The organism is Zymomonas sp. (genome assembly GCF_020216885.1).
In the GTDB taxonomy this organism is placed as follows: Bacteria; Pseudomonadota; Alphaproteobacteria; order Sphingomonadales; family Sphingomonadaceae; genus Zymomonas.
The window spans coordinates 1-13,244 of sequence record NZ_JAIWON010000085.1; the positions used below are offsets into that span (position 1 = coordinate 1).

Genomic DNA, 13,244 nt, shown 5'->3' on the forward strand with positions numbered 1-13,244 from the left:
TTAGCTGTTTTGCCAATCAAGGCCTTTAAGGCTGATGGGTTTTGCAAACCAGGAACCTGAACAACGATACGATCACTTCCTTGGCGGATAATAATGGGTTCTCTTGTTCCCAAGGAATCGATACGCTTACGAACGACTTCGGTTGCGCCTTCCATAGCCTGATTGACAAAAGATTGGATACCAGCCTTGGTAGGACGCATCACAATACGATTGCCGTCGACGACCCGAACATCCCAATCACGCTGTCCTGTGGCACCGATACCATTAGTTAGGGTTCTGACCGCTTCAACTGCGCTATCCAGCTGGTGGTTATCGCGTACCATAAAACTGAGCTGATCATTATCGGCAGACATATCGCCAATAGTAATAGCCGGTTGCGCTCGACTGATCTGGGAACGAACCATTTCTTCCATGGTAACGATACGTTGATGAGCAACATCTGCCGTATCCGCTTCAAGTAGAATATGGCTTCCCCCAGAAAGATCGAGACCGAAATTAATACGGGGCAAAGCCCCTAAGCCGAATTTCTGGTCAAGATTTGAAGGCAATAGGCTGGGGACAGCCAAAAAGACCCCCAGCACCAGCACTAAAATAATCGACCAGATTTTCCAACGCGGGAAGTCAAGCATAACAGATTATTCAACCGTATTGGAATTGGCAGCCGTCAGTGGCTGAACACTTTGTAAAGTCGCTTTAACAACGGATATTTTAATACCCTTTGAAATTTCAATTTCTACTTCGCGATCGCTTACTTTTGAAACTTTACCAATGATACCACCGGCGGTGATAACCGTATCGCCTTTCTGAACAGCATCAATAGCACGCCGTTGATCCTTAAAGCGCTTCTGCTGCGGCCGGATCAACATGAGATAAATGATCAGAAAAACAACAAGGAAAGGCAGCATAGAAAGCAACTGACCAGAAAAACCATTCAAGCCAGCAGAATTGCCCGCTGTCTGGGCAAAGGCAGGAGTTGAAAACATCGAAAAACTATATCCTGAAAAGGGAAAGAAAAGCCTTAGTTTATAGCATTAGATAAACCCCAGGCGATTATTTTATAATTATCACGATAAAAGCGGTGGCCGCAACCGATCATTCTCTTTTATCCTCGGATATCGTCCAGATATGATGGAGTTATTTTAGGGTAGCGAGAAAAAATTTATAAAAACATGCAATCTTTACTTGCGTCCATCAAATAATTCCCCTAGATTTTGCCACCTCGGTCGGGGCGTAGCGCAGCCTGGTAGCGCATCACACTGGGGGTGTGGGGGTCGCTGGTTCGAATCCAGTCGCCCCGACCAGCTAATCTCAAATATTTTTCCCTTAAAAACAGATATATTGAGCGCAAGGCGTAGATAGCTTTTAGCCAATAAGCTTAAAAGAAAAGCCTTGCATATTCAGGCAGTTTATAGCCCAAATTTAGGATTCTTCTTAAAATTTTAATTATTTCGTGTGATTGCTATTAAAGAATAATACATTAAAATTCAAATTACCGAGAATAAACTGATTTAATAAAAACAACCAAAATCTAGATTTTTTATATTTTTATCTCAAAAAGCAGCTAATTTCTTCAGCTAGGCTATCCCCGCAATATCAAGATATATTCCGTACATACTTTTTTAATAAGATCATTAACAAAAAGCTTTAACAGAAAAGTGCGCTACAGGGATCAAAGCATCGTAAAAAGGCAAAATATTCAGCAAGCCTTCTTCTATTTTTCATATTGAATGATTCTCTTTCTCCAAGATCGACTAGATCACCCTTAAAAAATATTAAGGGCGCGCTTTACACATAAAAAAATAGGCTATCCCTTTTCAGGGTATAGCCACTAAAAAATCCAAAAATAGAACGCGCGTTAAAAACGAATAACAGCGGCACCCCATGTAAAGCCACCACCCATAGCTTCCAGAACAACAAGATCACCGGACTTTATGCGGCCATCTTGCACAGCAGCATCTAAAGCCAAAGGAACAGAAGCAGCTGCAGTATTAGCATGGCGATCGACAGTCATAACAACTTGCTCTGAAGGAACACCTAATTTTTGAGCTGTTGCAGACAGAATCCGAGCATTTGCCTGATGGGGAACGACCCAATCAACTTGAGAAGCCGAGAATCCTGAAGCTGTCAGGGCTTCCTCGGTAACAGAAACCAGATTAGTGACAGCATGACGGAAAACCTCACGCCCTTTCATTAGCAGCTTTCCAACAGTTCCTGTCGTCGAAACACCGCCATCACTACATAGTAAATCTTTGTAGCGTCCATCAGCATGTAATTTGACAGCCTGGATGCCTTTTTCAACATCATCTGTCTGACGTAAGACAACTGCCCCTGCCCCATCGCCAAATAAAACGCAAGTCGTTCGGTCTTCCCAGTTTAATAAACGGGTAAAGGTTTCAGCACCAATAACCAGAGCTACTTTAGCGCTATCAGTCCGAAGCATACTGTCAGCAACAGACAAAGCATAAAGGAAGCCCGAGCAAACAGCCTGAACATCAAAAGCGATACAGTCACCAACACCTAAATCTGCTTGAACACTCATAGCCGTTGCAGGCAAAGTATAATCTGGTGTTGTAGTTGCAACGATGATCAGCCCCACCTCTTCTGGTGCGACATTTGCACTTTTGAGTGCACGACGGGCAGCTTCCGTGGCCAAGGTGCCAGTAGTTTCATCTGAGTCCGCAATATGGCGGAAACGAATACCAGTTCGCTCAACGATCCAGGCATCCGAAGTATCAATATGATGATTTTGCGCTAACTCGTCATTGGAAAGACGTGTCTTAGGCAAAACCGAGCCGGTTCCTATGATTGCTGACCGCCGCATAGTCATGCCTGCAATTCCTTATTGCTCGCCTGAGAAAAAAACATATCCAGATCATCGGCGATGCAATTGACCAGATTAGAACGGACAAGCTTAGCTGTCAGATGAACGGCTTGAGCGATACCAGATACGTTAGCATTCCCATGGCTTTTAACAACGATGCCATTAAGACCAAGAAAAATTGCTCCATTATGATTATTCGGATCAAGATAAACTCTAAATAATCTGAAAGCAGGTTTTGAAAGTAGAAAACCTAATTTGGAGCGCAACGAGCTTGAAAAAGCACGCCGGAGAAGGTTAGTGATGAAACGTGCCGTGCCTTCGATAGTTTTCAATGCAATATTACCAGAAAAACCATCTGTCACGATAACGTCAGCATCCCCTTGGCCAATCCTGTCTGATTCAATAAAACCAGTATACTGGAAAGCTGTCTGTTCAGTTTGACGCAAGAGAGCTGCGGCGGCTCTTAAATCTTCGGTACCCTTCATCTCTTCGGTACCGATATTGAGTAAGGATAGTCGAGGGCGAGGAATGCCCATAGCCGATTGAGCGTATACAGCGCCCATCACCGCGAACTGGACCAGATTACGCATATCGCATTCTGTATTGGCACCCAAATCCAGCATAACAACCCCATTTTTACCCAACGTTGGCAAAATGGTTGTTAAGGCTGGACGATCGATACCACGCATCATCCGCAAGTAAAGCTTTGCGATTGCCATCAATGCGCCAGTATTACCTGCAGAAACAGCAGCATCAGCCTCCCCTGTCTTTACTGCAGAAATAGCCATGCCCATAGAACTTTTGCGGGCACGGCGCAGGGCCAAAGACGGTTTCTCTTCACCAGAAATAACATCTGGTGCAGGACATATCGTACAGGCCGGTGCAAGCTCAGGGAATAGATCCATCTGTGCGCGCACAAGCGCTTCGTCACCATATACGCGGAAACGCAAATCCGGATCAGTTGATAGCGCAAGTGCCAAAGCTGCAATGACAACTCTCGGACCACCGTCCCCGCCCATGGCATCGACAGCGATCAGAGCATGATCCTTACTCATCATTAATTAGACAGATCAGGCTTCTACAGCGATGATCTCACGCCCATTATAGTGGCCACAAGCTGGGCACATATGATGCGGACGTTTTAATTCGCCGCAATTTGGGCATTCCTGATAAGCTTCTACCGTCAAGGCATGGTGACTACGGCGCATATTCCGCCGTGAAGGGGTAGTTTTTCTCTTAGGAACAGCCATCTCGGAACCTTAAAATTAAATGAAGCGATAAAAAATTTAGCGACGATATGAGGCTTATGTCATAAACTGGCAAGGAAAAATAACATGCGAGTTTATGCTACCAGAATCGTCGCGCATCAAAGCGCGTATAGCGAATTTCGCCTGAGTTACAAGCCCCAAGCGACAATTTGAACAAAATACGCCCGAAAATTGGCGTTGATTCAATCATATTTATCTTTGATGATTGTCTGGAATACTTGTTGGATGTTTTTCTTCTGTATCAAGCGAATCAGTATTTTTTTCTGAAGTCGGATTATCGATTGCAGGTTGATCTGGCGATAAAAGAGCTGAGGTTTCAAGAATATCCAATGCATTTCTTGCTAAAGAATAACGCTTAGCGGCATTCAGCCAATTTTGAGCATAACGAGCCCCTGGCAGCTTTGAGATATCAGCAATAGCTCCATCGACATTACCATTATTCAAAAAACGGATCGCCTCTTCTAATTGTTCAGAAGGCATCGTTGACACTTCGCCATGACGGTGGATAACAAAAAGATTAGAAAAAAACTGGCGAGAATAGCTCAACCACCCTTGTTGTTTATCCGGCTTGAGTAAATCTCCCTTGAGAGGGATAAGTCCAGCGACTAATTGCTCAAGCGTAATAGGTTGCCGTGAGGCATTTAAAATAACAGAAACGGCTTGCTGCTGACTATTACCAAACCGCGATTGTAACAAACCTTCTAGATAACCTAGAGGCTGGCCACGATTAAGCGCCCGTCTTGCAGCAAAAGCAACAAGGAGACTCTCCGCTCTACCCGCATCTCCAATAGCAGCCTTGGTTTCCTTGCTGACATCATCAATGCGATTTTCAAGGCGATCTATTCGGCCATTTAAGGCATCAATAGAGGCCGTTACATTCGAATTAGAAGAATCTGTTTGTGGGAGCACCACAGTACCATTTTGAGATTGAGTATTTCCAGGCATAGAAAGTTGCGAAGGTAACTGAGGTGTCTTCTCGGAAGATTGTGGATTATTGGGGACAGAGGCTGGAGCAATAAGCATTCTGGCTGGCTGCCAATGTGATAATGAGTAGATAGTAACACCAACGCCACAAAAAAATGCAGCACAGGAAAAAAACAATTTTGATTGCCACGGCCGTTTTTTTGAAGACTGTGAGGCATTGACCAAAGGATCAATTGAAGAATTCGATTCTTTATTTCCGGCATAATTATGAATACCGTTGTTATTTGTCATACATCTATCCCTGAATATTTGCCTCTGATTCCATTCAGAATCTGCCTTCATTCATTTTCTATCCGAGTTTCATTTCAAGCTAGCTGCCGCCTTTAATAAAGATGTGTCATCAGGATATTCAGCTATTGCCATTGCTCGCCACTCTTTTCCAATTTGTTCTGCTACTGCTGGGCTAATAACAGCAATCTGAACTCTGTCTGGATTGATATCCGTTTTCGCAAGCAAAAGACGAAATTGCTCTGCAAAACGAGAAGAGTGTAATAAGACTATGGCATTTTCTACTAATGCCTGACAGGCTTCTATCGGTAAACTGGCAATATTTTGCATTCTATAAAGAATTTTTATAAAGAATTGAGAGTTTTCTTTTCGAGAAAATTTTTTATAGTCATAATCTTTGTAAATCTCGCCGCAGAGCCTTAATATCCGCATCCTTTTGTCCCGTTCAAGACAACAAAGTACAGATGCGCCATTACCTTCGGCCGTTACAATATGCTGGAACCCTGCCCGACGTGCCGCCGTCTCAGTGGCCTTGCCAACCACGTAAAGAGGATAGTCTTTTAATTTATCCAGTTCACTTCCTCCGTGGTAAATAGCTTGGGCACTCGTTACCATAACCGCATCAAAAGATAGAGTTTCATTTATTGACCAAGGTATCGACATAGCCGTTGCAAGAGGCGTTTTTATTACTTGCCAACCTATTTTTTCTGCACGCTTGGCTGTGGCGGTTGCCCCCGGTTCAGGGCGTAAAATCAATAATTTATCTTGAGTACAATTATTTAATTGCCATTTTCTCAGCATATTGGACTCTGTTCAGATAGGGAGCAAATGCCGATTAACGTTCTGACAATACTCTGGGTAGGAAAAGAGCCTGCACCTCCGGTGAAGATTGATTCAGCAATAAGCTGCCAACTTCAAAAGCATCAGAAGGTTGACTAATTTCTTTATCAATAGACGCCGAAAATTTACCATTTTCCGTATAGAGGCAAGCTCTCAAACGAATATTTTTTTCTAAAACCTCGGCAAAAACCGCAATCGGAGAATGGCAATCAGCATTGAGCCGAAGAAGAAGTTGCCTTTCTGACTGAACGGCTAAATGTGTAGGGTAATGATCAATTATAGATACTTTTTCCCAAGCAGCAGAATCTGCTAGAGCCTCGATCCCGATCGCTCCCTGCCCAGCAGCTGGCAGCATCTGATCTAAGGGCACATCATATCCCACATCATTTCTTCCGAGTCGAATAAGGCCAGCGGCTGCAAGAAGGGTGGCATCAAACTGTCTATTAGCCAGTTTTTCTAAACGAGTGTCTATATTCCCCCGCAGCAATTTAATCTCGATATCAGGTCGGATGCGCCTTATCTGTGCAGCTCGACGGGGCGATGCCGTTCCAACACAACCAGAATAAGGCAATACTTCTAAGGAAGGAGTTCCAATCAATCGGTCATGAACATCTTCTCTAGGCAGCATAGCCGCTATAGAGATATGTGAAGGACGAAAAGTTTCAACATCCTTCATAGAATGTACGGCAGCATCAATTTGACCTGTTGTCAAAGCGATATCCAGCTCTTTTGTCCAAAGCGCCTTTCCACCAATATCCGCTAAAGCCTGATGACGATTTTTATCACCAGAAGTACGAATAGGTACAATGACAACAGCATCCTCTGACCAGCTATGTGCAGCACATAAAGCAGAGGCGACTGAACGCGCCTGGATAAGGGCTAGAGGGGAACCTCGGGATCCGAGACGAAAAGGAAGTTGCATGATAGTTGCTCTACCGCCCCTTATGGTGGCAGAAAAGCCCCCTATGGCATTAGTTTTAGGTCTTGAGTCGAGTTGCGACGAAACAGCAGTCGCATTGGTTGATAATGATGGTAATATTATTTCCAGTCATTTGGCAACACAAGAAATTTTACATCGCCCTTATGGCGGTGTAGTTCCAGAAATTGCGGCAAGAGCCCATGTCGAGCGTCTAGAGCCGTTAGTACGAAAGGTTTTAAATGAATCAGGAAAAAATTTATCAGAAATAGATGCCATTGCAGCAACTGCGGGACCAGGCTTGATTGGTGGCGTTATGGTTGGTTTTGTAACAGGGAAAGCGCTTTCTCTTGCCTGTAAAAAACCACTGATTGCTATTAATCACCTAGAAGGTCACGCCTTAACTCCTCGTTTAGCAGACAAAACTCTGTCTTTTCCTTATCTATTATTGCTTATCTCTGGCGGTCATTGCCAAATTCTACTGGTTAAAAATGTGGGCGAGTATCGCCGCCTAGCAACAACAATTGATGACGCTGGTGGTGAAGCCTTTGACAAAACGGCTAAAATTTTAGGATTGGGCTTTCCTGGAGGCCCAGCTGTAGAAAGAGAAGCTTTGAATGGCGATGCAACAGCCGTCCCCCTACCTAGGCCATTAATTAAAAGCAAAGAACCTCATTTCTCTTTTGCAGGACTTAAAACTGCGGTTTTAAGAGCATATCAATCTGGTATTTATAAAAGAGAAGATATTGCAGCGTCATTCCAACAGGCTGTTATTGATTGCTTAGTCAATCGTAGCGAAAAAGCTCTCAAAAAACTTGAAGGCGAAAATATTCAAATCAACGCCTTTGTTATTGCTGGAGGTATGGCTGCGAATCAAGCGATTCGTCCTGCCCTTACGGCTCTAGCAAAAGCACATAATTTGCCTTTGATTGCACCACCGCCTTCGCTATGCACTGACAATGGTGCTATGATCGCATGGGCAGGCGTCGAACGGTTTCGTCTAGGAATGATTGATAATCTTGAGAGTCCAGCGCGAGCAAGATGGCCATTAGATCCTCATGCTGAAAAAGCACGCGGTGCCGGAGTAAAAGCGTAGATGCCTGTTCTTGAAGAAAATAAAACCGCCGATCATTTTCATCATATCGGTGTCTTAGGTGCGGGGTCATGGGGAACGGCGTTGGCTGCCGTAGCCAGTTATAAAGGTGCCGTCACTTTATGGGGCAGAAAAAGAGAAATTATTGATGCCATTAATCAGAGACACATCAATGCTGATTATTTGCCTGATATTATTCTGCCCAGAACTATTCATGCAACAGATGAATTACATGATCTAAGTTCAGCATCTGCTTTATTGATAGCCATTCCAGCCCAAAAAATGAGATCTGTTTTAAGACAGATTCCCAATGACAGTCGCCCATTAATTTTATGTGCAAAAGGAATAGAAGCAGAATCTGGCCTATTGATGTCTCAGTTAGCGGCCGATATTTTCCCTCACCGTCCTATTGCAGTTTTATCTGGGCCAACATTTGCAAGTGAAGTAGCACGCCATTTACCGACAGCCGTGACTTTAGCAGCCAAAGAGAAAGATATAAGAACAGCTTTAATGCAAAGATTAGCCATTCCAACATTTCGTCCTTATGCATCGTCTGACGTGATTGGTGCAGATGTTGGAGGTGCTGTCAAAAATGTATTAGCGATTGCCTGTGGCGTGGTTGCAGGTGCAAAACTTGGCAATAATGCCCGTGCTGCCGTTATTAGTCGCGGTTTTGCAGAAATGAACCGCTTTGGTATTGCATTGGGTGCAAAAGAAGAAACTTTAACGGGATTATCCGGTTTAGGAGATCTTGTCCTTACCTGCTCGTCGGAATTGTCTCGTAACTTCACTTTTGGGAAAAAGCTTGGTGAAGGCTATAGCTACGAAGAACAGCAAAAGAAAAGAGCAGTTACGACAGAAGGCGTTTTCACAGCACCTGTCTTACAAAGAGTAGCTAATAAGCTAGAAGTAGAGATGCCGTTGGTTTCAGCTATTTGTGATTTGATTGAAGGTGAATCTGTCAATTCAGTCTTAGAGAGATTGTTATCCCGCCCGCTCAAGGGAGAATACAGTTTTTCAGTCTAGATTATATTAAGACACATCCAACAAATTATCTGGATAGCGCGTGACGCGGCATAATACCGCGTCATCGCTAAGCAATATTACTTCGGAGCTACGACCATCAGCATCTGACGTCCCTCCATGCGAGGATGTTGCTCTACCTTCGCAATTTCTTGAGTATCAGCCTGAACACGCTGCATCACTTGCATACCAAGCTGACCATGAGCCATTTCACGACCACGGAAACGTAAAGTCACCTTAACTTTGTCACCATCTTCCAAGAACTGGACAATCTTTTTCATCTTGGTGTCATAATCATGCTGGTCAATATTTGGCCGAAGCTTGATTTCTTTAATTTCCTGTGTTTTCTGGGTCTTTCTGGCAAGATTAGCCTTTTTCTGGGCTTCATACTTGTATTTGCCAACATCCAGAAATTTGGCAACAGGCGGATCAGCATTCGGAGAGACTTCGACTAAATCAAGGCCTACTTCTTGTGCTTGCTCCATGGCCTGACGCGTGTACATGACGCCAAGATTTTCACCATTTTCATCAATGACACGGACACGGGGACTTTGTATGAACTCATTGTAGCGTGGGCCACTCATCGGCATAGCTGCCTGTCCATGAGGGCGCCTCATCATCGGCGGACGTATAGCGGATTCTCCTGTTATTATTATGACGCATTAAGCCTCAAACAACTCTCACTTATTCCAAAAAATTATTGAGAAAAAGTCAGAGAATATATTTTTCTTTTACATCACCTTATCCTTCGCTGCCAGTTCTTTCAGCCGATAGATAACATCCAATGCTTGGCGCGGAGTAAGAGCGTCGGCATCTAATTCTGAAACAGCATCATAAAGTGGATCATTCTGCGATAAAACAGTTTGAAAAGCCTGCACCCCAAAAAGAGGTAAATCAGAAAGATGAGCTGAAGAATCGTTATTTTTACCGGAAGAATTTTCTAATTGAGCAAGAACCTCACTTGCCCGTTTTAAAACAACGGGTGGCAGTCCTGCCAAACGAGCAACTTCGATACCATAGCTTCTATCTGCGGCACCTTCTGCCATTTCATGCAGCAAAACCAGATCACCCTGCCACTCTTTGGCGCAGACATGGTGAAGCGACAAAGTAGGAAGACGCGAGGTCAGTTGCGTTAGCTCGTGATAGTGAGTCGCGAATAGACAACGACATGCATTAATATCATGTACAGCTTCAACAACGGCCCAAGCGATAGCCAGTCCATCATAGGTTGAGGTCCCCCTGCCAACCTCATCAAGAATCACAAAACTACGATTGGTTGCCTGAGACAAGATGGCTGCAGTTTCTACCATTTCAACCATAAAGGTTGAACGCCCTCGCGCTAAATTATCTGAAGCCCCAACTCGACTAAAAAGACGATCAACTAAACCGATACGCGCTTTTTCTGCCGGAACAAAACTACCAGTCTGTGCTAAAATAGCTAAAAGAGCATTTTGGCGCAGAAAGGTGGATTTACCTCCCATATTTGGACCGGTTACTAACCACAAACGGTTTTTTGGATCTAAATTAGTATTATTGGCAACAAAGCGCTCACCTGATTTTTCTAAAGCATTCTCGACAACAGGATGACGACCTTGGATAACATCAAAACAGCAAGAATCGTCAACCTCTGGCCTTGTCCAATTTTTTTGGACAGCGCAATCTGCAAATCCTGTTGAAACATCAAGGCGCGCTAAGGCGTCCGCACACGCCGCTATATTGTCACGTTTTTCTAAAGTGGTTTCAATTAAACGCGCAAGATGCTTGCTTTCAATTGCAATCGCCTGAACGCCTGCCTGTGTCGCTCTTATTGCCTGTTCATGAAGCTCTGACGCGTTAAAACGTACAACGCCGGCCAAAGTTTGACGATGCGTAAAGCCAGAATTCGCCTGCATTAAAGCATCAGCATGTCTGGAAGGTACCTCAATATGATAACCCAGCACATTATTATGACGGATTTTTAACGTATTGATACCTGTCTTTTCTCGATAGGTGGCCTCTAAGGCCGCAATGGCACGTCTACTTTCTCCACCCATTGAGCGCAATTCATCTAAAGCATGATCGTAACCTTTGGCGATAAAGCCACCTTGTGTAGCATCAATGGGAGGCTGTTCGATTAAAGCCCGCTCTAGAAGATCAACCAGAGATCCATGCCCACGAAAATCAGGAAGAATCTGCTCCAGAAGCGCAGGTTTATGTTCAAGAGAGAATAATTTTTCATAAAGAATAAAAGCCTGTTTCAAACCATCTCTTAACAGACTTAAATCACGTGGAGTTCCCCGACCGGCGACTAAACGCCCAAGAACTCGGGCTAAATCGGGAGATCCTTTTAAAAGGTCCCGAACGTCCTCTCGTAACAATGTATCATAAAAAAAGAATTCAACAAGGTCGAGTCGCTTATGAATAACATCAATATCCATAAGTGGCGCACCAAGATCCGCTGTCAGAAGGCGTGCCCCAGCTCCCGTAACGGTATGATCAATAGAAGAGACTAAACTACCATCCCTCCGGCCTTCTGTTGAGACAGTTAGTTCAAGACTAGACCGAGTAGCTGCATCAATCAACATATGGTCAGCATAAGCCCGCCGAACAGGCTGCTGCAAAAATGGTAGTTTACCCTGCCCTGCACGGTCCAGCCATGCCAATAAACCATCAATTGCAGCAAGCTCGGCACGAGAAAAAATTCCAAAACCATCAAGTGTTGAAATCTTGAAGAGTGATTTTAGTCGAGCTTCTCCATGTGGACTATTGAAGCACTCATTACTTAACGCAACAGCTTGAGGAATCCGATTTTTATAAGCTTCCTGCTGAATTAAGGATTCTGGAGCAATAACTTCAGCCGCTGAAAGCCGAGCTAACTCAGAATCGAGACGGCCTTCTGACAAAGTAATGGTTTCAAAACGGCCTGTCGAAATATCAGCTGCAGCTAGCCCAAAATCACTACCAGCACGAGCGACCGCAACCAACCAGTTTGCAGCACGAGAATCTAGCAAAGCTTCTTCTGTTAAAGTACCTGCCGTTACGACACGGATAATCGCTCTTTTTACGAGAGCTTTTGATCCACCTCGTTTTTTTGCTTCTGCTGGCGTTTCAACCTGATCAGCAATTGCAACGCGGCAGCCGGCTTTTATCAGGCGTGCAAGATAAGATTCCGCTGCATGAATAGGAACACCACACATCGGAATCGATTCTTCGATATGAGTGCCTCGGCTAGTAAGGGCAATGTCAAGGATTGCTGAAGCCTTCTTAGCATCATCAAAAAAGAGTTCGAAAAAATCCCCCATACGATAAAAGAGCAAACAATCTTGAGCTTGCGCTTTCAGCTCGTAATATTGCTCCATCATCGGTGTTACATTCCGCGATTTTGAAGCAGAGGTATTTTTGGCGGCTTTAGTCTTTTTGACAGTCACGATTACCAGATTTAATTTTCAAAAAACGAACAGCAAAATATTGGAATAAAATTACCTATTTTTAAGGTGTCGTACCACCAGGACCAGCACCGACAGGTGTCATCCCTGCCATACCACCAACAGCCGCTACGTTATTAAATAGCTCAGCAAAGAAACCACGATGGGTACTGAGGGTTACAGTTTGGTCTCTGATTGGATGAATATGGGAAACATGTTCAAGCCCCATAGTCTCAACACGAGAAACATTCCCTCTTGGATCAAAATGAACAGCTAAAACATTTTGTTTGTAAGCTTTCGGCAAAGAGAAAACGAGTTGTTTTGTATCAGTGCTAATATAATACCATACGTTAGGATCGAACTCGCCTGCCAAAGTCGGGCGTCCTAAAGTTTTTTCAACAGATTGCCGGTTGTCCACACCGGGGGAAACAGACTGAACCATGGCTTTATCGACCATATATCCACGATGGTCTCTTATTCTTGTGCATCCGACAGACAAGCCGGCCAGCATAAGAAGTATGCCTGCTTTGCCTTTTTTTCCCAACCGGTTAATGGTCATATTGAGATATGTACTCCGTAGGCCTTTGTTTCAAAGTAAAGGCTATCAGCAAAATATATGAAAAATCCAATCAATCCTCTTCATGGGAAGCTATGATTGAACTATATT

General features: G+C 44.1%; 12 protein-coding genes, 1 tRNA gene and 1 pseudogene. 3 read left to right on the plus strand and 11 right to left on the minus strand.

The window, feature by feature from the left end:
- A pseudogene (locus tag LDL18_RS04615) lies at positions 1-629 on the minus strand (protein translocase subunit SecD); the annotation flags it as partial.
- 6 nt (positions 630-635) lie between these two features.
- Positions 636-983, minus strand: a complete 348-nt coding sequence (gene yajC / locus LDL18_RS04620; RefSeq protein ID WP_296507231.1) for a preprotein translocase subunit YajC — start codon at positions 981-983, stop codon at positions 636-638.
- Between the two features lie 241 nt (positions 984-1,224).
- Here yajC and LDL18_RS04625 point away from each other — a divergent pair.
- Positions 1,225-1,301: transfer RNA gene (locus LDL18_RS04625), tRNA-Pro, on the plus strand.
- A gap of 554 nt (positions 1,302-1,855) precedes the next feature.
- Here the strand turns inward: LDL18_RS04625 and LDL18_RS04630 are convergent.
- The 6 genes from LDL18_RS04630 to hemC all read right to left on the minus strand — a co-directional run bounded on the left by LDL18_RS04630 (position 1,856) and on the right by hemC (position 7,063).
- Positions 1,856-2,827, minus strand: coding sequence for a beta-ketoacyl-ACP synthase III (locus LDL18_RS04630; protein ID WP_296507233.1), 972 nt, complete (start codon positions 2,825-2,827; stop codon positions 1,856-1,858).
- On the minus strand, positions 2,824-3,879 hold the full coding sequence (plsX, locus tag LDL18_RS04635; protein WP_296507235.1) for a phosphate acyltransferase PlsX: 1,056 nt from the start codon (positions 3,877-3,879) through the stop codon (positions 2,824-2,826). Before plsX ends, LDL18_RS04630 begins: the two co-directional genes overlap by 4 nt.
- A gap of 12 nt (positions 3,880-3,891) precedes the next feature.
- Entirely contained in the window at positions 3,892-4,071 is a 180-nt protein-coding gene (gene rpmF / locus LDL18_RS04640; protein ID WP_011241625.1) for a 50S ribosomal protein L32, read from the minus strand.
- Between the two features lie 210 nt (positions 4,072-4,281).
- Complete coding sequence (locus LDL18_RS04645; protein WP_296507242.1) at positions 4,282-5,304, minus strand: hypothetical protein; 1,023 nt, start codon at positions 5,302-5,304, stop codon at positions 4,282-4,284.
- Positions 5,305-5,373: 69 nt separating this feature from the next.
- Positions 5,374-6,102, minus strand: coding sequence for a uroporphyrinogen-III synthase (locus LDL18_RS04650; protein WP_296507243.1), 729 nt, complete (start codon positions 6,100-6,102; stop codon positions 5,374-5,376).
- Positions 6,103-6,136: 34 nt separating this feature from the next.
- Positions 6,137-7,063 (minus strand): hydroxymethylbilane synthase, encoded by a 927-nt coding sequence (hemC, locus tag LDL18_RS04655; RefSeq protein ID WP_296507247.1) that lies wholly within the window; start codon positions 7,061-7,063, stop codon positions 6,137-6,139.
- Between hemC and tsaD the strand changes: the two genes are divergently transcribed.
- Together tsaD and LDL18_RS04665 are read left to right on the plus strand one after the other, a co-directional pair.
- Complete coding sequence (gene tsaD, locus LDL18_RS04660) at positions 7,062-8,153, plus strand: tRNA (adenosine(37)-N6)-threonylcarbamoyltransferase complex transferase subunit TsaD (RefSeq protein ID WP_296507249.1); 1,092 nt, start codon at positions 7,062-7,064, stop codon at positions 8,151-8,153. The genes hemC and tsaD overlap by 2 nt on opposite strands.
- Positions 8,154-9,176 carry an NAD(P)H-dependent glycerol-3-phosphate dehydrogenase gene (locus tag LDL18_RS04665; RefSeq protein ID WP_296507252.1) on the plus strand — a complete coding sequence of 341 codons (1,023 nt, stop codon included), beginning with the start codon at positions 8,154-8,156 and terminating at the stop codon, positions 9,174-9,176. It abuts the gene before it with no gap.
- 77 nt (positions 9,177-9,253) lie between these two features.
- Here LDL18_RS04665 and infC read toward each other — a convergent pair whose 3' ends face one another.
- From infC to LDL18_RS04680, 3 genes are all read right to left on the minus strand, one after another.
- On the minus strand, positions 9,254-9,763 hold the full coding sequence (infC, locus tag LDL18_RS04670) for a translation initiation factor IF-3 (RefSeq protein WP_012817601.1): 510 nt from the start codon (positions 9,761-9,763) through the stop codon (positions 9,254-9,256).
- Positions 9,764-9,904: 141 nt separating this feature from the next.
- Positions 9,905-12,514: a DNA mismatch repair protein MutS gene (mutS, locus tag LDL18_RS04675; RefSeq protein ID WP_296507258.1), complete on the minus strand. Its 2,610-nt coding sequence runs from the start codon at positions 12,512-12,514 to the stop codon at positions 9,905-9,907.
- A gap of 127 nt (positions 12,515-12,641) precedes the next feature.
- The gene (locus tag LDL18_RS04680; RefSeq protein ID WP_017466467.1) at positions 12,642-13,136 is read right to left on the minus strand and encodes an outer membrane protein assembly factor BamE; all 495 of its coding nucleotides are present in this window, start codon (positions 13,134-13,136) and stop codon (positions 12,642-12,644) included.
- Positions 13,137-13,244 lie beyond the last annotated feature (108 nt).